Below are 19,254 nucleotides of genomic sequence, written 5' to 3'. Positions count from 1 at the left end.
GGCGCCACGCGTTGCCGTACCGCTTTCTCCCCCACGTCGCGCTCGCAGTCATCCATCCCTTTGCATTGGAGATTCGCCCAGTGGAACGCGTTCGCATCCCCGCCCGTCGTCGCTCTGTCCTGTCTCGCGCACTGTCACGCCGGCCGTGTTCATTGGTTGCGGGGGCGTTGTTCGCTGTCGCATTGCCGAATGCGGCGCTGGCGCAAGCCGTGCCGGAGACAGCCGCGCCTCCGCAAGGCATCAATGTTGGCGGCACCAGTTTCATGGACGGCTTCGGTTCGATGACGCCCGGCTGGACCGTCATCGAATATCTGCGTCACTACAACTTCAATGCCATCAAGAACGCGAGCGGCGACGACTCGCCCGCCTTTCGCGATCCGCAGGTCGATGTCAGCGTGCTGCTCACACAGCTCATCTACGTGACGCCCTACACCTGGAAAAGCGGCTCGCTGAGCTTCAATGCCATCGTGCCGTTGGTCAATTACGACACCGCATTCGCCGCTGACAGCCCGGTGCGATTGAGCAGCAACGGCTTCGGCATGGGCGACATTTCGTTCGGGCCGGCACTGCAGATGCCGCCGGTGATGCGCGATGGGCGGGTGTTCTTCTTTCAGCGCTTCGCGATCGATGCGTTTGCGCCGGTGGGCAAGTTCGACCGCGACACCGCGATCAACCAGAGCACCGGGTTCTGGTCGGTGGCGCCGCATTGGGCCTTCACCGTGCAACCCAGCGACGACTGGGAAATCAGTGCGCGCATCAACTACCTGTACAACTTCCGCACCAGTCGCGCCGGCGGGGTGCCGCCGATCCCAGGATTCCGTTTTCGCAATGGCCAGGCCGGCGATGTGGTGTGGATCAATCTGGCTACCTCGCTCAAACTCAACGAGCAGTGGCGCGTTGGTCTGAACGGTTACTACCTGCAACAGCTGAAAGACAATCGCACCAATGGCCAGCGCGTGCCGGACAGCAAACGCATGCAGGCCTATCTGGGTCCGGGCCTGTCCTGGCGCATGGACCAGAAGAACGTGTTCAATTTCAACGTCTACATGCCGCTCAAGGTGGAGAACTCGGTGGCCGGCAACAGCTTCAATCTGATGTTCGTGCACTCGCTATAGCGCATGCAATCTGCCACGCACGCCGGCCATGGTGGTCGGCGTGCGGGATGGAATGAAACCGTGTGTTGCTGTGCGTGGGGACGTGCGTCGGATACAAAAGGCGGTCATTGCACGCACATCGACGCCATTGCTCTACCCGGCGCACGGCACCGTGCATTCGCAAGACTCACAGTCCCATGCTGTGTCGCTGTGTATTGGCATGTTCGCGGAACAGCAGTTCCGCACGCGCGCCATCGCGTTGTTCGATGGCAGCGACGATCGCGCCATGCTGGCGGTGCCCGTAATACAGATCGTCATAGGCCAGGGTGGCCGAGCGCTGACCGAACACCACGTTGACCGGGCTGACGAACGGCACCAGCGTGCAGCGGTCCACCGTTTCGGTGAGGATCGGTTTGTTGGCCGCCACCACGATGGCGCGATGGAAGCGCGCATTGATCGCGCCGTAGGTCTGCTCATCGCCGGCATCGAGGCTGCGCTTGGCAAACAGCCGGTCGCCTTCGCACAGGCAATCGTGCAGGGTGGAAAGCAAGCTCGCCGATGCGCCCTGTTCGGCCACCGTGCGCGCCGCCATTCCCTCCATCAGCGCGCGCACTGCCAGGGCATCCAGGCTTTCCTGCTGGCTGAAACGCCGGACCGCGTAGCCACGGTTGCCGACCTGCGCCAGAAGGCCCTCCTGGCATAACGCCGGCAACGCCTGGCGGATGGGCGTGCGCGAAATGGCCAGACGCTCTGCCAGTGCCGCCTCGGTGATGCGCTCGCCCGGGGCAAAGGTGCCACACAGGATCAATTCGCGTAGTTGCTGGACCGCTTGCAATCGGTGGTTGTTCGCCATTGGCTCCATTCTCTCGCGCCGTACCGCAGCGCACGTTCCTTCGAAGGGGAAACTCGCAATTACCTGTATAAAAACCTTGCAGATGAGATCGCTTGATGGCAATTTGGATCCCAAGGATACCGTTTTGGCGATCCGGAGTGGTTGGTCACCCGTGTTGGGATCCATTGCATCGTCGATCCTGACTCAATCAATGATGTGCGCGCTGCCTTGGCTGGCAGCGCTGCATCGCAGGAGCAAAGCATGGCTAGCATCATCGGCGGCATCGGAACCTCGCACGTTCCCACCATCGGGGTGGCCTACGACAAGGGCAAGCAACAGGATCCGGTATGGAAGCCGTTGTTCGACGGCTACACGCCGGTGGCCGAGTGGCTGGCCGAACAACGCGCCGACGTGCTGGTGTTTTTCTATAACGACCACTGCACGACCTTCTTCTTTGATCTGTATCCGACCTTTGCGCTGGGCGTGGGCGAGCGCTTTCCGGTCGCCGACGAAGGCGCAGGGCTGCGGAATCTGCCTGCGATCCGCGGCGACGTGCAGCTGCAGGCGCATATCGCCGAGTGCCTGGTCAACGACGAATTCGACCTGACCGTATTCCAGGACAAGCCGATCGATCATGGCTGCGCGGCGCCGTTGCCGTTGCTGTGGCCGCATGTGCCGGACTGGCCGGGCACGGTGGTGCCGATTGCGATCAACGTCCTGCAGTACCCGCTGCCGACCGCACGCCGCTGCTACCGGCTGGGCCAGGCGGTGCGTCGTGCGATCGAGTCGTATCCGGAAGATCTCAGGGTGGTGGTGGTCGGCACCGGCGGGCTATCGCACCAGATCCATGGCGAGCGCACCGGCTTCAACAACACCGATTGGGACATGGAGTTTCTGGACCGTTTCCAGCACGCGCCGGAAACGCTGACCGATCTGACCCACACCGACTACGTGCGTCTTGGCGGTGCCGAGAGTGTAGAGCAGATCATGTGGCTGGCCATGCGCGGGGCATTGGATGGGCCGATCCGCAAGCTGCACCAGAACTACTACCTGATGACGACCACCGCGATGACCGTGGTGTTGTACGAGCCGGGCGAAGAACGCGCCGACGCGCCGCGCTCGGCAGAGCTGCTGGCGCACACCGCCAACGCGGCATGAGGGCCTGCTGATGAATCCGCAAGTAAAAGGCATGGACAAGATCGACGGCACCTATCTGTTCGATCTGCGCACCAGCAACCGCGCACTACGCCTCAATCGCTTCTTCTGGCATATGATCCGCGCCCCATGGCGCGATCGCTTTTTGCAGGATGCGGAAGTGTTGATGCAGGAAGCCGAACTCACCGAGCACGAGAAAGCGCTGGTGCGTGCGCGCGACTGGCTTGGACTGGTGCAGTACGGCGCCAATTTTTTTGTGATCGAAAAGTTCGCCCGCGTGGTGCGCATGACCAATCTTCAGGTTTACGCGATCATGCGCGGCGAGTCGTTCGAAGACTTCATGCAGACCAGGCGTGTGCCCGAGGCACGCTGATCTGCGCGTCCCGGCCGCTGGCCGGGTGCTGCCCCCCGACTTTCCAACGTAAGGCCCACCCCCATGACCATGTCCTCCGTGTTCTTCGAACACCGCATCAAGGTCCGGCATCTACGTGTCATCGAGGCGCTGGACCGGCAAAAAAGCCTGCTCCGCGCCTCACGCGTATTGAATGTGACCCAGCCTGCACTCACGCGCGCCTTGCAGGAGATCGAAGAGATCGTCGGCGCGCCCTTGTTCGAGCGCCATTCGCGTGGCGTGCGTCCCAATGCGATGGGCGAGGTGCTGGTCCAGACCGCGCACGTCGTGCTCGGCCAGTTGCGCCGGGCGCAGGACACCTTCGAAGGCTTGTTGCAGGACGATGCGCTCACCATCACCGTCGGCGCCTTGCCGGTGGCCGCGAGCGGCCTGCTACCGGCGGTGCTGGCAGCCTTGTACCGCACCGAGCCGACGCTACGGGTGCGCCTGCTGCATGGACGCACCGATGAATTGCTGCCAAAGCTTGCCGGAAACGAGGTAGACCTGGTCGTGGGCCGCCTGTATCCGCTGGCGCGCTACGACGCGTTGGTCCGCAAGGTGCTGTACCAGGATCCGATTGCGCTGGTGGCGCGGAGCGACCATCCGTTGTTTGCCAATGGCCCGGTGCGGATTGCCGAAGCGGCTGCCTATCGACAGGTGTTGCCAACCCTGAGTCAGCACGTGGAGCGCGACGTGGCGCAGGTCATGCGCGAGCACGGATTGGCCACGCGCGATCAACTGCGGTCCAGCTCTGCCAGTTTCACCCGCGAGATCCTGCTCGGTACCGACAGTATTGCAGTGATGCCGAGCATGATGGTGGCCGGCGATATCGCGCGCGGCGAACTGCGGGCCTTCCAGCTACAGCAGCCCTCGCAGGCGCGCGCAGGCGGCGTGATCTATCGCGACAGCGGTGCCATCCTCAAACCCGGCGTACGGTTGTTGATGCGTGAGCTGGAACACCAACTGGCGCTGATGGCGCAGCAAGGCGCGGTGTGGGTGGACGAGCACATCGGCGAGGACGACATGCTGCTGGATGCGTCTGCATAACGGACGATCGTCGCGATACGCGCGAGGTGCATCGCCGAGCGTGACGCGTGCGGTCCATCGCTTGCTTGGGCCGTTGGGCTCTTCGACTGCGATCGTGAACGGATTCGTCTGTCGCAAGCGTCTGGTTGAAACGCACGCCGCGCCAGGGTGATCCTTCGCCGGGCTGATCAAGCGGCTTGCACAGCGGTGACCGACATCGCTCCAGTCCGAGCGTGCGCGCTGATGCGCACGCTCGCTTCTGTCGGTTGCCAGCGCCATCAGGCTTGCTTGGCCAGGGCATCCTTCAGCCGCGCCTTCTGCAGCTTGCCGGTCGCCGTGCGTGGCAACGCCTCCACCAGGCGCAGGTGTTTGGGCACCTTGTACTTGGCCAGGCGCTCGATGAGATAGTGACGGATCTGCTCCAGATCCGCCGCCTCGGCAGCGGGCACGATCGCCAGATAACCCACCTCGCCCCATTGCGGGTCGGCCATGCCGACCACGGCGCATTCGCGGATGTCGGGGTGATCGGCCAGCACGGCTTCGATCTCGGCCGGATACACGTTTTCGCCGCCGGAAATGAACATGTCTTTCTTGCGGTCCACCACCCAGAAGAAGCCCTCGTCATCGCGCCTGACGATATCGCCGGTGCGAAACCAGCCTTGCGCATCGCGCATCTGAGCAGTGGCCTCTGGATCGCGCCAATAGCCCGGGCTGAGGTTGGGGCCGCGCAGCAACAATTCACCGGGTACGCCGGGTGCGCAGTCGTTGCCATCGCCGTCCACGACCCTTGTCTGTACTGTCGGCGAGGCAATGCCTGCTGCACCGAGTTTGCTGCGGATCACCTCGCGGTCAACCGACATGCCGAACACCGTGCCGGCTTCGCTCATGCCGAAGCCGCAAACCATCGGGATGCCATCGTCCAGCCAGCCCAGCAGATCGTCTGCGGCGTGTGGCGCGCCACCGCTGACCAGCGCGGTGAGGTGACGCAGCGTTGCCGGATCGAAACCAGGCTGGCCGCGGAACGCCTGCATCATCTGCGGCACGCCGACATAGTGGGTAATGCCCAGTGCCGGGTTGCCGAGCCATCTCAGTGTCCGCTTCGGCTCGAAGCCGCTCGACACCTGGATCGACCCGCCCACCGCCAGCGCGGGCCGCACATTGGTCGCCAGACCGATGATGTGGAACATCGGCGCCTCGCACAGAAAACTGCTGTTGGCATCCACCCGTGTGGTGACGCCGAAGTTGTGCGCCACCTGCTGCAGATTCTGCTCGTTCAACATCACGCCCTTGGGCTGGCCGGACGTGCCCGAGGTAAACAGGATCAGGCTCACGCGCTCTGGCGGGATGTGCGGCGTTGCGGCCGGTGCCAGTGCCTTGGCGGTGTCGATGAAGCTGGACAAGGCTTCCACATGCGCGCGTCCGGCAGCGACGTCATCGCCCAGCAACAGATGCGGCTGCGCGCGTTGCAGCAAGGTGTCCAGCTCGGTGGCGCTCAGCCGCCAGTTGAGCGGTACATAGATCGCGCCGACTCGTGCGCAGGCAAAATGCAGCGCGACCTGCCACACCGAATTGCGGGCCAGCACGGCGAGCCGTTCGCCGTCGATGCAGCCGCGCGTCTGCAGCAAGGTGGCGAGCTGGCCGATCAGGGTGTCCAGTTCGGCATATGTCCATTCCTGCTCCAGCAACAGGTCGCGCGCGGCGAGCCGTTGCGGTGTGAGGCGGGCATGGAAGGAAATCGAGTCGGTCGGCATGGTCATGGCGTTGTCTTCCGAGTGCGGCGTAGGGGAGGGACGAACGTGAGTGCGACAGAGATGGCAGGAAGGTTGATGCGCGTGCGCAGCGGCGCGGTACGCGTTCACCGACACGTTGCCCGCGCACCAGTGGAGACGACATGGGGGATGCGCGGCCAGCTGCATTGCGGCGACGCAGGCAGGCTCGCCGCGCAGCCGGTGAGGTAAGGCTCAACTGAGATAGACGGTCTTGGTTTCGAGGAACGCATGCAGGCCTTCGATGCCGCCTTCGCGGCCCATGCCGGAGTGCTTGAAACCGCCGAACGGCATTTCGATATCCACCCACATGCCATTGATCGAATGGCTGCCGCTGCGCACGCGCCGCGCAATGCGATACGCGCGATCGACGTCCTCGCCATAGACGGTGCCGTGCAAGCCATAGTCGCTGGCATTGGCCTTGGCGATCAGATCGGCCTCGTCGTGATAGTCGATGAAGCTCACCACCGGGCCGAAGATTTCTTCGCGTGCGATGGTCATGTCCGGTGTGACGTTGGCGAATACCGTCGGCTCGATGAAGAATCCACGCGGCAAATGCGCCGGGCGGTTGCCGCCCATCACCAGCTGCGCGCCTTCGGCACTGCCCTGGGCGATGTAGGACTGCACGCGTTCCAGCTGCCGGCCGAGCGCCAACGGCCCCATGCCGGTGTCGGCGGCGAACGGGTCGCCGAGCTTGAGAGCGCCCAGTGCCGCGCAATACGCCTGCAGGATTTCGTCGCGCCGTTGCGCCGGCACCAGTACACGGGTCAGCGAAAAGCACACCTGACCGGTGATCGGCATGGAGTAGGGCACCAGGCTGGGCAGCACGTTGGACAGGTCGGCATCGTCGAGCACGATGGCGGCCGATTTGCCGCCCAGCTCCAGGCCGACCCGCGCCAGGCGTTCGGCACAGGCCACGCCGATCAGGCGCCCGGCCTGGGTGGAGCCGGTGAAGCTGACCTTGTCGACAAGCGGGTGCCGGATCAGTTGTTCGCCGACCTCGCGGCCTGCCGGCAACAGGTTGAACACGCCGTCGGGCACGCCCGCGGCGCTGATGCATTCGGCCAGGATGTACGCGTCGATCGGGGTCTCCGGCGAGGGTTTGGCCACCACCGTGCAGCCGGCGGCCAGTGCGGCGGCGACCTTGTAACAGAGCAGGACCAGTGGCGCGTTCCAGGGCGTGATCGCCGCAACCACGCCAACCGGTTCCTGCACCACATGCACGCGTCCGCCATTGGCGCGGGCGCGCGGCTCGACGAACGGATGGGTGGCGATCAGATCGCCGTAGTAGTCGAACAGGCCGGGCGCCTGTTGCGAGGCGCGCCGGCTGAAACCGATGGTGGCGCCGACCTGGCCGGTCCAGGCTTCGGCCAGCTCCGGCATGCGAGCGCGCAGCTGGTCGGCGACGCGCTTGAGGATCACCCCGCGCTCGGGCGGCGACAGTTGCGGCCAGGGGCCGGTGTCGAAGGCGGCACGCGCCGCGGCCACGGCGGCCTCGGTATCTGCATGCGATGGTTCGGTGTAGCGCAGCAGGTGTTCTTCGGTATGCGGGGCGATCACATCGACATGGCGATCGCCGTTGCTTGCGCGCCACTGGCCGTCGATGAACAGACCCAGCGGCCCACGCGCGGCGATCCCGCGCAGCGTTGCGGATAAGGCTTCCATACTCCCTCCTCGGTGCAGAAAACCACTGGCAGCGCCAGCGATGCGTGGGTCGCACGCATCGCTTCGGGCGCCGTAGGACGTGCTTAGGCGCTGTTTTTCTTGAGGTCGTATTCGCCCAGGCCGGGCTTGTAGCTCTTCTCGTCGATGAACTGACGGATGCCTTCCTTGCGGGCGTTGTTATCGAACGAGTTGGCCGCTTCCTGCATGCGCACCAGATAATCTTCGGCTTCGTCGTAGGTCATGGTGCCCACGCGGCGCACTGCGTCCTTGGCGTATTTCAATGCCACCGGGTTCTTGCGCAGCAACAGCTCGGCCACTTCGCGCGTGCGTGCTTCCAACCGTTCCAGCGGCACGCTCTCGTTGACCAGGCGCCATTCGGCCGCCTTCTTGCCGTCGATCATTTCGCCGGTGAGCGTCATCCACATCGCATCGCGCATGGACAGCAGTTCGACCGCCACCTTGGTCACGCCGCCGCCCGGCAGGATGCCCCAGTTGATCTCCGACAGACCGAACTGCGCTTCATCGGCGGCAATGGCCAGGTCGCAGGCGAACAGCGGGCCGAAGCCGCCACCGAAGCACCATCCGTTGACCATCGCGATGGTGGGCTTCTGATACCAGCGCAGGCGACGGAACCAGCCATAGGATTCGCGTTGCGAACGCCGCACGCCGCGCAGGCCCTGGGCTTCGGTTTCGCGGAAGTATTCCTTCAGGTCCATGCCGGCCGACCAGGCGGTGCCCTCGCCGCCGAGCACCAGCACGCCGACGTCGTCGTCGAATTCCAGCTCGTCCAGCACGTCCATCATGCGGCGGTTGAGCGCCGGGCTCATCGCGTTGCGCTTGTCCGGGCGTGCGAACTTCACCCAGGCAATGCGGTTTTCGATGCGAACCGATACCACGTCATGCTCGTTCAAGCGGCGTCTCCTTCAAGTCGGGGGCTGCGGGATCAGAGGTCTTCGGCCAGCGCGGCCTCTGCCACGGCTGTCCGCTCCAGCGTGGCGCTGGCGTTCAATTTGCACAGCAGGCGGAGCAGGGTTTGCTGTTCGCCGGCCTGCAGGCCGGTGCAGGTGCGTGCGACGGCGCGCGCCAGGCAGGCTTGCGCCACCTCGAGCGTGCGGAGGCCATGGTCGGTCAGGTACAGGCCCTTGCTGCGACGGTCGCGGCCGGCCAGGCGTTCGATCAGGCCTTGCTCGGCCAGCGCATTGGCGATCTTCATGCCGGCGGCGCGGTTGACCAGCAGGCGGTTGCCGAGTTCGGTCTGGTCGCAGCCCGGCTGGTCGCGGATGTGGATCAGCGCGGTGACGCGTGCCGGGGTGAGGTGCACCTCGGCCAGTTCCTGTCGGGCGGCATGGCTGGACGCCAAGGTGGCCAGTTGCAGTTGGTAGCCGAGGTCTTTGGCCAGTGCCAGGAGAGCGGTCATCGATCCATCCAAATTGTATCCGTTAAATACAATCTAGCCGACCGAAGCGGGCGCTGCAAGAGGTGGCGATGTCGAAAGCTGAAGCGCCATGCGCACCTGCGTCATGCCGGTGCGCCTGCCTGCCGCTCAGGTATGCGGTGTGATCACGGCGTCAGCCAGCCGGCCAGCTGCTCGCGCGTCAGGTAGCCGCTGTGGCGGCTGTCGAGCGCATCGAATTCGTCGGCCAACGCGGGGTTGGCCTGGGCTTCGGCGCGGCTGATGCGGCCGTCGCCGTCCACGTCCATGGCCTGGAAATCGATGCGGTAGCTGCCGACCACGCTGCTGGGCTGGATCGAGCGCACGATCACGCTGGATTCGTCGCGCGGGCGTTCCAGTCGGGTCTGATGGGTGACCTCGCCGCTGGACAGCGGCTGGGTGCGGATGACAGTGGGCACATCGACCAGCGGCATGCTGCTGGCCGGCGTGGGTGCCTGTTGGGCGGATGCGACGCCGCAAACGAGCAGCAGTGCGGTACATGTGGCGAGACGGCGGTTGGTCATCAGATCCCCCTGATGTGGAACAGCCGGTAAGGATAGAGGGTGTGGGGGCGCTTGCGGTGGTGCGCGTTCGGTGGAGACGGCGCAGCGCCAGCTCCATCGCAAGAGCTGGCAGCAGCGGCATTGGCTTCAACGCCGGATCTGGCAGGGCGACGGCGCGTGGCCGGCGCCCTGCAGGCCACTCAGCCGGGGATGAAGGGGAACACGATCTTGAGCAGGCCCTTCAAGCCGCCTTCGGCGGTGCTGGCCACGGCCTTGGCGCCCAGGCTGTTGAGTGCGCGACGCACGTCCTCCCAACGCAGCTGCGCGATGTCCTTTTTCAACAGGTCCGCCACTTCTTCTGCAGTGGGCGTGAGCTTTTGCAGTTCGCGGATCGCCGCCTGCGGGTCCTGCTGCAGATAGCCCCAGCGTTCGGCGATCTTCAGCAGCGTGTCGAAGCGCACCGCCACCACCTCGCGATTGCGTTCGTACACCGGCAATGCGCCGACATCGAGGATCGCCTGCTCGAACTGCTGTGCGTCGTCGGGGTGTTCGATCCGCACCGCCAGAAACCCCTCCTTGCGGCTGCGCTCGCTGACATGCTTGGCACCGGAGCGCAGATTGTCTTCGGTGAGCACGTTGGCCACGATGCGCTGCATCGCCGCGTCGCCTTCTTCGGGCACCAGGGCGCGCCAACGGGCATAGCCGTCGCGACGCAAGGCCTTGACCTTGGCCGAGGTGACGCGCAGCTGCAGGGCGACAAGTGCGTTGGAGCTATTGCGCGAAATCGCTCCATCGCGCTCCAGCAGCACGAAGATCAGCAGTTCCAGGTCGCGTTTGGTCAGTGACTGGAACCCCTGCAACAGGGTCAGTCGCAGGAATTCGCTGCCGAAGGCGGCCGCATCCTTGAGTTCGATCGGTTGCATGGGGGGAGTCCTCCGCGGGTGACCTGCAGGATGCCAGGATGCTGTTGCGCGACCTGAGAACCGATGCGACGCGCACAGCAATTTCAGCGTCCGGTTTCGCGCCCTGGGCGATCGGATCTGAACGTTTCAACTGCGCCACGATCCTGCAAGGTGACGAACACCTGTTTGCCATCGCTGCCACCAAAGGCGACGTTGCTGGCCTTGCGGCCCTTGAGCGCGATGGTGCGCAGCAACTTGCCCGCTGGCGATACCACCGCGATCTGCCCGGCATCGTAGCGGGCGATATACAGATTGCCGTCGGCATCGCAGCGCATGCCGTCCATGCCGAAATCGGGGAAGGTGATCAGCAGGCGTTTGTTGCGCAGGCTGCCATCGTCTTGCCGGTCATACACCCACACCTTGCGCGAGACGCTTTCGTTGACGTACAGGCGCTTGCCGTCCGGGCTGACGTCCAGGCCGTTCGGCGTGGTCATGCCCGATTCCATCAGCTGCACCGTGCCATCGCGACGGATGTGCCACAAGCGCCCGCTATTGTCCTTCCAGTTCGGGTCGCTGGCATAGAAACTGCCATCGGGCGCCAGCGCCAGGTCGTTGGGTCCATCGGAATCGGGCAGCGAGGTGAAGGTGCTCACCACGCGCGTCTGCAGGTTCAATTGCAGGATCTTGTGGCCGGTGTAATCGGCGACGTACATCGCGCCATCACGAAAGCGGATGCCGTTGCCGGTACTGCCGGCAGGCAAGGTGAGAAACACCTCGGCCGTTGCGCTGCCGTCTGCGTGCAGCGCGATGCGCGCGATGGTGCCGTCCTTGTCCAGATTCACCGCATACAGCGCGCCGTCCGGGCCTGCTGCCGGGCCTTCGGCGTTATGCGTGAATGCGCCATCGCCAATCAGGTCGCGTGCAACAAACGGGGTGTCGTCGGCGATGGCGAGCGAACTGGACAGTAAAAGCGCCAGTGGCAGTAACCGGCGGCGGGCGGCAATGGTCATGCGCAATGCTCCAGATGTGATCGTTTGCAGTGTGCCAGAACGTGCAGCACGACCATGGCGATGATCACGTGCGATCAAGTAAGGTGCGCGGGCAGTACTGGACTAGGGCAACTGAGCAATGCCGGCGTGTGGCCAAGGCAGCGGTGGCCGATGCATGCCGATGGCGTGCGCGCATCGCAACGTCCGTTGCGCTGACGCTGTCTGCCTGATGCCGCTGACCAACGCCGGTCGCTATTCTCTCTACGAAGGAGGTTTGCATGTCTGTGGAATCCTTGACGCGTCGCCGCTTGCTTGCTGCCTTCGGCAGTGCGGGCATCCTGCTTGGCGCACCTGCATGGGCGCTGCCGAAAAAGAAGCCCGGAAAGCCGCTCAATGTGGCCCTGGCCGGGCTGGGGAGTTATGCCGGCGAGCAACTCGCACCAGGCCTGGCGTTGACCAAACACTGCAAACTGGCCGGTATCGTGACCGGTACGCCGTCGAAGATTGCGCAGTGGCAATCCAAGTACGGCATTGCCGATCGCAACGTCTACAACTACGACAACTTCGACCGCATTGCCGACAACGACGACATCGATGTGGTCTACATCGTCACACCGACCCACATGCACGCACCGCTGGCACTGCGTGCGGCGGCGGCCGGCAAGCATGTGTGGTGCGAAAAACCGATGGCGATGCACGCAGGCGAATGCGAGGCGATGATCGCGGCCTGCAAGCGCAACAAGGTGGCGCTGACGATCGGCTACCGCATGCAGCACGAACCCAACACGCGGCGCCTGATTGCAATGGCCAGCGAGAAGCCGTTCGGCGCGATGCAGCGGGTGCGTGCCGAGGCCGGCTACAACGGTTATCGCGATACGACCAAGGCCGATCGCCCGTGGCGGCTGCGTTCGCAATTCGGTGGCGGTGCGATGTACGACATGGGTGTGTACCCGCTCAATGCCGCGCGTTACACCGTTGGCGCCGAGCCGCTGGCAGTCACCGCCAGGCGCTGGACCGATCGTCCCGAGTTGTTCGATGAAGTCGATGAACATATGGATTTCACGCTGGAATTTCCCAATTCCGTGCGTGCGGCATGCAAGACCAGCTTCGGCGCCAACATGAATGTGCTGCGTGCCGAATGCGAGCGTGGCTGGTACGAGCTGTCGCCGTTTCAGAGCTACCAGGGCGTGACCGGCAAGGCCAGCGACGGCCGCGTGTTCGACGCCAAGGTGCCGCATCAGCAGGCCTTGCAGATGGACGAAGACGCATTGGCGATCATCAATGGCACACCGTTGCGTGCGCCGGGCGAAGAAGGCCTGCGGGACATCCGCATCGTCGATGCGATCTACCGCTCCGCGCGCGAAGGCAGCAAGCGCATCGTGCTGTAGTCGCGCCTGGCTCCGTCGATCGACGAAAGCAGGCCGGCCGAAGCCAGGCGAGCAGGCTGTCACGCACCAGCCTGCCACGATGAAGTGCCCATGGGCCATGCAGTCCAGCACCGAAAGCGGCTGCCCAGCAATCACGCCGGACTGCCATCAGCGCGACTGGCGCAGGTGAAACACCACACCAACTCACGCGATACCCGCCAGCACCCACAGCAATAACGCCACCAACCGCCCGCTTTTACGACTCCCGACTCCCGACTCCCGAATCCCCGCCCTCAGTCCCGCATCGCCAGCACGGTGATCTCTTCGCGATCGTGATACAGCTGCTTGGCACGCACGGTCAGCGATTTCTCGGCCTGCTGTTCGAACAGGTCCAGGCACAGACGCGTTTCGTCCCAGCGCTTTTTCATCGGCAGCTTGAGGTTGAAGATGGTGTGGCGGCACCAGCCTTCGCGCACCCAGGTGGCCATGCGTTCGGCCACGCGGCGCGGTTGCTCGACCATGTCGCAGACCATCCAGTCGAGCGGCTGCGCCGGCTTCCAGTGAAAGCCGTCGGCGCGCAGATGTTCCACCAGCCCGGTTTGCAGCACATGCTCCCGTAGCGGGCCGTTGTCGACACTGGTGACATGCACATGCTGGCGTGTCAGTACCCAGGTCCAGCCGCCGGGAGCGGCGCCCAGATCGGCCGCGCGCATGCCGGGTTTCACCAGGCGCTCGCGCTCCTCGGGCGTGAGCAGGGTGAGCAGTGCTTCGTCGAGTTTGAGCGCCGAGCGCGAGGGCGCTTCGGGCAGCAATTTCAGCCGTGGAATGCCCAGCGGCCACGGCGCGCTGTCGTCGGCATCGGCCACCGCCAGCAAGGCGTGGTCGCCATCGAGAAAACACACGTGCAGGCGCGGCAGACGCGGCTGCGGCTTGTCGGTAAGCAGGCCGGCCTTGCGCAGTGCCGGCCGCAGCGCGTTGCCGAAGCTGCGCGCCAGGCCAGCGAGCGGTTTGCCGGCGTCCGAATCCGGGTGCTCCACCCACAGATCGCCAAAGCGCGTTTGCCCTGCCAGCGCGGCCAGGATCGGGGTGATACGGTCCTTGGGATCGATGCCCTTGAGCTCGGCAAGCACCACCAGCTTCTGCCGCGCAAAGATCAGTTCGCGCCAGTGCAGCTTTGCGGCCAGCTGCGCGGGCTCATCGCAGACGAACAGCACATAGCCATCGTTGCGCTGGGTGCGCGCATAGCCGGCGATGCCGACGAATGCGGCACGCGCGCTCAGTTCGGCGGCCAGCTCAGGTTCAAAGCCCTGGCGGCAATAGCAGAGCAACCCGCTCATCGCGGCGCTCGCGGCGAGCGGTCAATAATGGTCACCGCCGCCCTCGCCATAACTACGCAGTACCGCACAGGCGTGTTCGCGTTGTACGTCGCGGACCACCTCGATGCCGCGGCGGGTCAGTTCGCCCACCCAGTCGGCAGGCAGCGGACCTTCGTCGAATTCGGTCAGCGCCATCACGTCTTCGGCGCGCGCGCCGATCAACAGACGGTCGATACCGGCCCACACCGTGGCGCCATAGCACTGGCAACACGGCTGCGCGGAAGTGGCCAGCGTCACCGGCGACAGCACATCGTTCAGGCGTGGCGTCTGCAAGCGCTGCTGCGCGAGCATATAGGCCATGTTTTCGGCGTGCGCCAGCGAGGTGGTCTGCGGCACCACGCGATTCACCGCCGCAGCGATGATGCGGTGGTCCGGGCCGAACACGACGGCGCCGAACGGGCCGCCGCTGCGCTCGCGCACATTCATTCGCGACAGTTCGATTGCCAGCGCCACCTTGTCCTCGTCGCTGGGATAGGCGCGGCTGTCGTCGACATGCGCGTGGATCCAGTCGGGCAGCGTGAGGTGGACTTGCGCGTAAAGCATCAGTGGACCATTTCTGTAGAAGGGGGAGCGGGGCGCAGTGTATCGGCCTGGGCGTCCTTTGCGGCACATTGCCCGGCCACGCACTGGCAGGCGCTGATCTCGCGGAAGCCGCACACGCTCATCATGCCGCTGGCCTGGCACTGCGCCATCACGCCCTTGGGGTCGGTGGCGCTGTTGACGTTGACGCAGGCCGGGAATGCGCCGCAGCAGTTGCCGACGTTCTTTACCGTGCAATCGGCGTCGGTGCGGCAGGTGGTCGTCACGGTGATCGGTTTGCCCGTTGCCGGGCCGCTTGCCGAGCCGGTCGCCGGAGGCGGCGTGGCCGTCTCGGCCTGTGGTGCGGCCACACAGCCGATCGACACAAGGCAGGCCAGCAGCACCATCGTGCTCAGACACCGGGATAAAAGACGGGACATGCGGCCGCTCCGATCAGGACAGGTGAGCGGCCATGGTAAGCCGGCGGATGCGCCGAATGTGGCGAGCGCTGGATCAGCGATGGAAAACCCGGAGATCCCGGTCCTGCGTGCGTTGCGGCGGCTGACGCCGGCCAGGGCCTGGCGAGCGATCGTGATACGCCTGCAGCGTCCGTGCAGTCAATGCTGTCTGCGCAGCGCCCGGTTGCAGCGTGTGGCAAGGTCCAGCTGCTGCATGCTTTCGTCGCGGGGATCGCTGGGCAGGTCCTCATCTGCCCGACCCGGAACAAGCGTGCAGAACACCTCGGCCGGCGTCGCCGCGTTCGATACCGGCGGCTGCGGCGAGCAGGCCGTCAGGCCGATCGACAGCGAAAACACCGCGCTGCGCAACGTGTTTGCGGGTGAGCGTAAACGTGGTTGTGGGAGGCACATGGCGGCGTTGTTGGCGGACACAGCCTGCAATCTAGGCCGATGGGTGCGACAGGTGTCGGCGTCATTTCGCTTCCGCATGCAGTGCTGCGCACCACAGCACGCCAACCAGCAGGCAGGCAATCGCGGCCAGCTCCAATGGTGTTGGCAGCCGCATTTCCCAGGCAAAGCCGTACAGCAACGCAAAGATCGTTTCGAATACGATCATCTGGCCCACCAGGGTCAGCGGCAGCACGCGGCTGGCGCGGTTCCACAAGGCGTTGCCGATCACCGAGGCCAGGATGCCCAGCAGCAGCGAAACGCCCCAGAAACTGGCCCAATCGATTGCTGCATGCGCTGGGCTGCCGATCAATGCCGCCGGCGCCAGCAACGCAGCCAGTGCACCGGTGACCACGCCGGTGAGCAGCGACCAGTCACCACCGGACAGGTCGGGGCGGCGACGCAGCCAGCGTGCATTGGCGATCGAATACGCCGACCACGAGACCAGTGCACCGACTGCGCACAGCAAGCCGGCAATGCGGGTGAGGCGGTCGTTTGCCTGTTGCCCGGAGTCGTCCTGTACGGTGTCCAGTGCGACCAAGGTCACGCCGATGACGCAGAGCACGCAGGGCGCGGCGAGCCGCCGCAGTTGCACCGCGCCGGCGGCGCGCGTGCCGATGATGGTGACGACCACCGGCAGCAGCCCGACGATCAGCGCCGTGGCCGCGCTACCGGCCCACTGCACCGCGCTGCCGAGCAATACGTAATAGATCAGATTGCCCATCAGACTCAGGCGGACCAGCGCCCACCATTCGGCGCGGCCCAGGCGGGCAGCAGTCTGTCGCGCGCGCGGGGCCAGTACCAGCGCGGCCACCGCGCCATACGACAGGTAGCGCGCCACTGCCAATTGCAGCGGGGTGAACGCCGACAACAACTGCGGTGCCAGAAACACCAGCCCCCACAACGCGCCCGCACCGATGCCGCAGGCCACGCCCATCGTCAGGCGCTCACGCATCGTGCTTCTCCTTTATGCAATGCACTGCAGCGTGCAGTGCAGCGCTGCGTTGATCAAGCTCGCCACGCACGCGCATGCCCACGGCCCTCTCACAATGAAGCAGCCCGCAGCGTGCGCCCGCAAGCCGCGTGCCCGGCGTGATCTGTCATTGCTCTCACGATCGTCCGATTGCCGGCGCCGTGGTGAATGATTGCCCGCCGCATGCACGGGTGGGCGGTGCGGGGAACCACATCGCAACGCTAAGTGGCCGGAGAGAGGAAAGTCGATCTTCAAACAAGCCCGGCGAACGATTCCATGTGCCCGTCAAACAATCGGCGACGCCCGCCGTATCGCAAGCGTCGCCGACGTGGTTGCCGCGATTACTTGGCCCAGGTATCGCGCAAGGTCACGCTGCGGTTGAACACCGGCGTGGCCGCGCTGTGGTCGCGGCGGTCGGCCACGAAATACCCGGTACGCTCGAACTGGAACGCCTGCTCGGGCGCAGCCTGCGCCGCGCTCGGCTCCACATAGCCGCGCACGCTGCGCTTGGAGTCGGGATTGAGGTAGTCGCGGTAGGTCTTGCCTTCGGACTCGTCGTCGGGCTTTTCCACCGAGAACAGCCGGTCGTACAGGCGGATTTCCGCCTCCACCGCATGCGCCGCACTGACCCAGTGAATGGTGCCCTTGACCTTGCGGTTGGCGCCTTCCATGCCCGGACGCGATTCCGGATCCAGCCAGCCGCGCAGCTCGACGATCTGCCCGGCGGCGTCCTTGATCACCTCATCCACGCGCGCGATGCCTGCGCCACGCAGACGGATTTCGCCGCCCGGCACCAACCGCTTCCAGCCCTTGGGCGGGACCTCGGCAAAATCCTCGCGCTCGATCCACAGCTCGCGCGAGAACGGCACCTCACGCGTGCCGAAGCTCTCATCCTTGGGATGATTGGAAAACTGCAGTGTCTCGGTATGGCCGTCGGGCAGGTTGCTCAGCACGAGCTTGAGCGGGTCGATCACCGCCATGCGGCGCGCTGCGGCGGCATCCAGATCTTCGCGCAGGCAGCCCTCCAGCACCGAGAAGTCGATCAGCGAGTTCTGCTTGCTGATGCCCACACGGTCCACGAACAACCGCATCGCCGCCGGCGTGTAGCCGCGCCGGCGCAGGCCCTGCAACGTATACATGCGCGGGTCGTCCCAGCCGTCCACCAGTTGCTCTTCCACCAGCGCGGTGAGCTTGCGCTTGCTCATCACCGTGTAGTTGATGTTCAGGCGCGAAAATTCGATCTGGCGCGGCTTGGCGGCCTCGCGCGGCAGGCCCTTGTCCAGCAGCGGCTGCAGCAACTCCGGATGCCCGGCCAGGTCCACTTTGTCCACGCACCAGTCGTACAGCGGGCGGTGGTCTTCGAACTCCAGCGTGCACAGCGAGTGGGTGATGCCTTCCACTGCATCGCCCAGCGAGTGCGCAAAGTCGTACATCGGATAGATCGGCCAGGTATTGCCGGTGTTCTGGTGTTCCACATGCTTGATGCGGTACAGCGCCGGGTCGCGCAGATTGATGTTGCCGCTGGCCATGTCGATCTTGGCGCGCAGCGTGCGTGCGCCATCGGGGAATTCGCCGGCGCGCATGCGGCCGAACAGGTCCAGGTTTTCCTCGATGCTGCGCTCGCGGAACGGCGAATTGCGGCCGGGCTCGGTCAAGGTGCCGCGGTATTCGCGCACCTGCTCGGCGCTCAGATCGCAGACGAAGGCATGGCCATCGCGGATCAGCTTCTGCGCAGCCAGGTAATACACCTCGAAGTAGTCCGACGCGTGGCGCAGCTGCGCCCACTCGTAGCCCAGCCAGCGCACGTCATCCTGGATGGCGGCTGCAAATTCGGGGTCTTCCTTGGCCGGGTTGGTATCGTCCAGGCGCAGGTTGCACAGGCCGCCGAACTCGGCCGCCAGGCCAAAGTCCAGGCAGATCGCCTTGGCGTGGCCGATGTGCAGGTAGCCATTGGGCTCGGGCGGGAAGCGGGTGCGGATGACCGTGTGCTTGCCGCTGGCCAGGTCCTCGCGAACGATCTGGCGGATGAAGTCTTTCTTCTCCGCCGGGGCGGTGGCGTCGGTGGCTGGAATCTCGGACATGCGGGGCATCGGCAATAAGTAAACCGCAAGTTTAGGCGGTGGCACCGGTTAGGGGTAGGCGGCGGGGATGTTGCACGTTCGGCTTGGACGGTTTACGGCGGCTTGAAGTGCCGGCAAGGTCCCGCATCTCCTGCCACCAGCGCACTTCGCTGGCGCAATGGGCATCCCCGAGGCCACAGGCTGTGGCCAGTGGTGAAGCCCTCGCGATGCTGCCTGAAGGGGGGCGGGCTGCGCCCGGTCGGCCACTGCTGGCGGTGGCCGGTCCCGACGCGTACGCT

General features: G+C 65.0%; 19 protein-coding genes. 5 read left to right on the top strand and 14 right to left on the bottom strand.

Annotation, left to right across the window (positions count from 1 at the left end):
• Positions 1 to 80: 80 nt before the first annotated feature.
• Positions 81 to 1,115, top strand: a complete 1,035-nt coding sequence (locus tag Y887_RS11280) for a SphA family protein (protein WP_046964451.1) — start codon at positions 81 to 83, stop codon at positions 1,113 to 1,115.
• 166 nt (positions 1,116 to 1,281) lie between these two features.
• On the opposite strand, the gene Y887_RS11275 is transcribed toward Y887_RS11280, so the two are convergent.
• The gene (locus Y887_RS11275; protein WP_046964420.1) at positions 1,282 to 1,956 is read right to left on the bottom strand and encodes a GntR family transcriptional regulator; all 675 of its coding nucleotides are present in this window, start codon (positions 1,954 to 1,956) and stop codon (positions 1,282 to 1,284) included.
• 231 nt (positions 1,957 to 2,187) lie between these two features.
• Here Y887_RS11275 and Y887_RS11270 point away from each other — a divergent pair, with 231 nt between their 5' ends.
• The 3 genes from Y887_RS11270 (at position 2,188) to Y887_RS11260 (ending at position 4,519) form a co-directional block, all read left to right on the top strand.
• Positions 2,188 to 3,084, top strand: coding sequence for a gallate dioxygenase (locus Y887_RS11270; RefSeq protein ID WP_046964450.1), 897 nt, complete (start codon positions 2,188 to 2,190; stop codon positions 3,082 to 3,084).
• 10 nt (positions 3,085 to 3,094) lie between these two features.
• A complete protein-coding gene (locus tag Y887_RS11265) occupies positions 3,095 to 3,454 on the top strand; it encodes a protocatechuate 3,4-dioxygenase (protein ID WP_046964419.1) in 360 nt (119 codons plus the stop codon).
• Between the two features lie 63 nt (positions 3,455 to 3,517).
• Entirely contained in the window at positions 3,518 to 4,519 is a 1,002-nt protein-coding gene (locus tag Y887_RS11260; RefSeq protein ID WP_046964418.1) for a LysR substrate-binding domain-containing protein, read from the top strand.
• A gap of 257 nt (positions 4,520 to 4,776) precedes the next feature.
• Here the strand turns inward: Y887_RS11260 and Y887_RS11255 are convergent, their stop codons facing one another.
• The 7 genes from Y887_RS11255 to Y887_RS11225 form a co-directional block, all read right to left on the bottom strand.
• The gene (locus Y887_RS11255; protein ID WP_046964417.1) at positions 4,777 to 6,255 is read right to left on the bottom strand and encodes an AMP-binding protein; all 1,479 of its coding nucleotides are present in this window, start codon (positions 6,253 to 6,255) and stop codon (positions 4,777 to 4,779) included.
• 204 nt (positions 6,256 to 6,459) lie between these two features.
• Entirely contained in the window at positions 6,460 to 7,929 is a 1,470-nt protein-coding gene (locus tag Y887_RS11250; protein WP_046964416.1) for an aldehyde dehydrogenase, read from the bottom strand.
• An 83-nt stretch (positions 7,930 to 8,012) separates the two neighbouring features.
• Entirely contained in the window at positions 8,013 to 8,840 is an 828-nt protein-coding gene (locus Y887_RS11245) for a p-hydroxycinnamoyl CoA hydratase/lyase (protein ID WP_046964415.1), read from the bottom strand.
• Positions 8,841 to 8,872: 32 nt separating this feature from the next.
• Complete coding sequence (locus Y887_RS11240; RefSeq protein WP_046964414.1) at positions 8,873 to 9,346, bottom strand: MarR family winged helix-turn-helix transcriptional regulator; 474 nt, start codon at positions 9,344 to 9,346, stop codon at positions 8,873 to 8,875.
• Between the two features lie 143 nt (positions 9,347 to 9,489).
• Positions 9,490 to 9,885 carry an EF-hand domain-containing protein gene (locus Y887_RS11235; protein WP_046964413.1) on the bottom strand — a complete coding sequence of 132 codons (396 nt, stop codon included), beginning with the start codon at positions 9,883 to 9,885 and terminating at the stop codon, positions 9,490 to 9,492.
• A 179-nt stretch (positions 9,886 to 10,064) separates the two neighbouring features.
• Positions 10,065 to 10,787 (bottom strand): hypothetical protein, encoded by a 723-nt coding sequence (locus tag Y887_RS11230; RefSeq protein WP_046964412.1) that lies wholly within the window; start codon positions 10,785 to 10,787, stop codon positions 10,065 to 10,067.
• An 83-nt stretch (positions 10,788 to 10,870) separates the two neighbouring features.
• Positions 10,871 to 11,776 carry an SMP-30/gluconolactonase/LRE family protein gene (locus tag Y887_RS11225; protein WP_046964411.1) on the bottom strand — a complete coding sequence of 302 codons (906 nt, stop codon included), beginning with the start codon at positions 11,774 to 11,776 and terminating at the stop codon, positions 10,871 to 10,873.
• 257 nt (positions 11,777 to 12,033) lie between these two features.
• On the opposite strand from Y887_RS11225, the gene Y887_RS11220 reads away from it, so the two are divergent.
• Complete coding sequence (locus Y887_RS11220) at positions 12,034 to 13,143, top strand: Gfo/Idh/MocA family protein (protein WP_046964410.1); 1,110 nt, start codon at positions 12,034 to 12,036, stop codon at positions 13,141 to 13,143.
• Positions 13,144 to 13,415: 272 nt separating this feature from the next.
• Here the strand turns inward: Y887_RS11220 and rlmM are convergent, their stop codons facing one another.
• The 6 genes from rlmM to Y887_RS11190 form a co-directional block, all read right to left on the bottom strand.
• Positions 13,416 to 14,459: a 23S rRNA (cytidine(2498)-2'-O)-methyltransferase RlmM gene (gene rlmM, locus Y887_RS11215; protein WP_046964409.1), complete on the bottom strand. Its 1,044-nt coding sequence runs from the start codon at positions 14,457 to 14,459 to the stop codon at positions 13,416 to 13,418.
• A 21-nt stretch (positions 14,460 to 14,480) separates the two neighbouring features.
• Positions 14,481 to 15,041 carry a nucleoside deaminase gene (locus Y887_RS11210; RefSeq protein WP_046964408.1) on the bottom strand — a complete coding sequence of 187 codons (561 nt, stop codon included), beginning with the start codon at positions 15,039 to 15,041 and terminating at the stop codon, positions 14,481 to 14,483.
• The gene (locus Y887_RS11205; protein WP_046964407.1) at positions 15,041 to 15,457 is read right to left on the bottom strand and encodes a hypothetical protein; all 417 of its coding nucleotides are present in this window, start codon (positions 15,455 to 15,457) and stop codon (positions 15,041 to 15,043) included. Before Y887_RS11205 ends, Y887_RS11210 begins: the two co-directional genes overlap by 1 nt.
• Before the next feature lie 177 nt (positions 15,458 to 15,634).
• Positions 15,635 to 15,907 carry a hypothetical protein gene (locus Y887_RS20665; protein ID WP_162199165.1) on the bottom strand — a complete coding sequence of 91 codons (273 nt, stop codon included), beginning with the start codon at positions 15,905 to 15,907 and terminating at the stop codon, positions 15,635 to 15,637.
• 40 nt (positions 15,908 to 15,947) lie between these two features.
• Positions 15,948 to 16,877 carry a DMT family transporter gene (locus Y887_RS11195; RefSeq protein ID WP_046964405.1) on the bottom strand — a complete coding sequence of 310 codons (930 nt, stop codon included), beginning with the start codon at positions 16,875 to 16,877 and terminating at the stop codon, positions 15,948 to 15,950.
• Positions 16,878 to 17,236: 359 nt separating this feature from the next.
• Positions 17,237 to 18,976 (bottom strand): glutamine--tRNA ligase/YqeY domain fusion protein, encoded by a 1,740-nt coding sequence (locus tag Y887_RS11190; protein WP_046964404.1) that lies wholly within the window; start codon positions 18,974 to 18,976, stop codon positions 17,237 to 17,239.
• Between the last annotated feature and the right edge of the window lie 278 nt (positions 18,977 to 19,254).

Source organism: Xanthomonas pisi DSM 18956 (assembly GCF_001010415.1).
Classification (GTDB): Bacteria; Pseudomonadota; Gammaproteobacteria; order Xanthomonadales; family Xanthomonadaceae; genus Xanthomonas; species Xanthomonas pisi.
Note: the sequence above shows the minus strand (reverse complement) of the source record. Positions and strands in the feature narration are given on the sequence as shown.